The sequence below is a fragment of the Polaromonas sp. P1_F8 genome (assembly GCF_056405635.1).
Map to the genome: position 1 here is coordinate 1 of NZ_JBFUBS010000017.1, position 1070 is coordinate 1070.

Annotated in this window: 1 protein-coding gene; it reads left to right on the forward strand. The window is 60.5% G+C overall.

The window, feature by feature from the left end:
• A partial coding sequence (locus AC1D1J_RS22565) for an acyltransferase family protein (RefSeq protein ID WP_477695927.1) occupies positions 1-1070 on the forward strand: 1070 nt, incomplete at both ends.

The following is a 1070-nucleotide window of genomic DNA, read 5'->3' on the forward strand; positions in this document are numbered from 1 at the left end:
TATCCCGAATGGGTTCGCGGCGGCTTCATCGGCGTTGACATCTTCTTCGTCATCTCGGGCTTCCTGATCTCGACGATCATTTTTCAGGGCCTGGCCACCTCCCAGTTCAGTTTTCGCGACTTCTACTCCCGGCGCATCCGCCGCATATTTCCSGCRCTGACCACCGTACTGCTGTTTGCGCTGGTCGCGGGCTGGTTTGTGCTGTACCCCGACGAGTACCGCCAGCTGGGCAAGCACGTCATAGGCGGCGCCGGCTTCATCTCCAACTTTGTACTCTGGCGCGAAAGCGGCTACTTTGACAGCGCTGCTGAAGTCAAGCCGCTCTTGCACCTGTGGTCACTGGCAATCGAAGAGCAGTACTACATCGTGTTYCCSCTGCTGGTATGGCTGGCCTGGAAGCGGCGCTTTAACCTGTTCACCCTCATTGTCCTGGTTGCCGCSTTTTCGTATGTCCTCAACATCGCCTACRTRCGCAAGGACGCGGTGTGGACCTTCTACCAGCCCCAGACCCGGATTTGGGAGYTGATGATTGGCGCGCTGCTGGCGCTGCTGGTGATCGATCATTCAGGGCGTGCCAAGCGGGTACAGGCCGGCGTTGCAGGATTCCTCACCAAGGTGATTTACCGCGATGGCGTGCAGATTCAGCCAGCGGCGGTGCTTTCCAATGTCAAGGCCTGGCTGGGTGCGTTTTTCCTGGTCGTGGCAATGTCGCGCATCACCCGTGAATCGCACTTCCCGGGCAGTTGGGCATTGGCGCCCACGTTAGGCGCGGCATTGCTGATCTGGGCCGGGCCGCACGCCTGGCTCAACCGCCTGATGCTGGCCAACCCGCTGATGGTGTGGGTGGGCAAGATCAGCTACCCGCTGTATTTGTGGCACTGGGTCATCCTGGTGTACCTGCGCATCCTTGCCAGTGAAACGCCTTCCGTGGCCGTACGTACTGGCGGGCTGCTGGCAGCGGTTGTGCTGTCCTGGCTGACCTATCGCTTTATCGAAACGCCCTTGCGCTTTGGCGCCCACGCCCGCCGCAAAACACTCGGCCTGCTTCTGCTCATGCTCGCCATCGCAGG